Here is a 1,207-nt window from a genome sequence, read left to right on the forward strand (position 1 = left end):
CGGGCAAAAGATGGAATGAACGCGCCCCGGCCTTCCGATCAAAGGCGCCGGTAGTTCAGTTGCTTCTGGGGAACGTGACAGGATAGGTGGGCCCTCCATCACGAAACGGCATCAATGTGCCAGAGTGGAAGTTCGCACAATCCACACAGGATGGAGGGACCCGAAATGAATACTACGACTTACGGTCTGGACATTGCAAAGGGTGTTTTCCAGCTCTATTGGGTCGAGCCCTCGGGGGAGTGTTTCAACCGTCGCTTTACGCATCAGGCGCTGCTCAATTTCCTAGCCAAGCGCGCACCTGGTCGTGTCGCGCTCGAAGCTTGCGGCAGCGCCCATTGGTGGGCGCGCCAACTGGCTGCGCTTGGCCATAAGCCCGTGCTCTTGCATGCCGCCTTCGTACGTCCCTTTGTGCAGACCAACAAGACCGACGTGGCCGATGCCAAGGCCATCTGGACCGCCGTGCATCAGCCCGGCATGCGCCAGGTCGCGCCCAAGACCGAAACACAACAGGCCATCCTCGCCCTGCATGCGTTCCGCACCCTGCGTGTGAAGGCGCGCACCATGCTGGTCAACCAATTGCGCGGCACGCTGTTCGAGTTCGGCGCCCGTTTCCGGCGTGGCCGCCGTGCCGGATTAGAAGAGATCAGGCAGCATATGGCCGAACTCGAGCAGCAGTTGCCGCGTGTGCTGTTCGATTCCGTGTGCGACCAATTACAAAGCATCGCCCGCCTGGACGAGGAAATCGGGCAGATCGAAATCCGCTTGAACTCCTGGCTCAAGGAGGATCACGATTGCCAGACCGTCGCTGCCATTCCGGGCATCGGCCCGCTTACCGCAACGGCACTGGTGGCCACCATTGGCAATGTGCATACCTTCCGCTCTGGCCGGCAACTGGCGGCATTCCTTGGCTTAGTGCCACGACAGCGCGGCACCGGCGGCAAAGTGAATCTGGGCGGCATCAGCAAGCGCGGCGACACCTATCTGCGCACCTTGCTGATTCACGGTGCGCGGGTCGTGCTCAGCCACTTGCGTCGCAAGGGGCAAAGCCATTGGGGTACGACGCTGGTCCAGCGCCGACCGGCCAACGTTGTAGGCGTTGCCATGGCCAACAAGATGGCGCGCACGGCCTGGGCCGTGTTGGCCCACAACCGGACTTATGATCGCGACTACGTCTCGGTCAGGCCTGCCTAGCGGCAGGCCGAGCTAG

Annotated in this window: 1 protein-coding gene; it reads left to right on the plus strand. The window is 61.8% G+C overall.

All coding sequences use genetic code 11. From position 1 onward, the window contains the following. The first annotated feature begins 165 nt into the window (after positions 1-165). Complete coding sequence (locus KHO22_RS32295; RefSeq protein ID WP_211951258.1) at positions 166-1,191, plus strand: IS110 family RNA-guided transposase; 1,026 nt, start codon at positions 166-168, stop codon at positions 1,189-1,191. Positions 1,192-1,207 lie beyond the last annotated feature (16 nt).

The organism is Cupriavidus yeoncheonensis (genome assembly GCF_905397275.1).
Classification (GTDB): domain Bacteria; phylum Pseudomonadota; class Gammaproteobacteria; order Burkholderiales; family Burkholderiaceae; genus Cupriavidus; species Cupriavidus yeoncheonensis.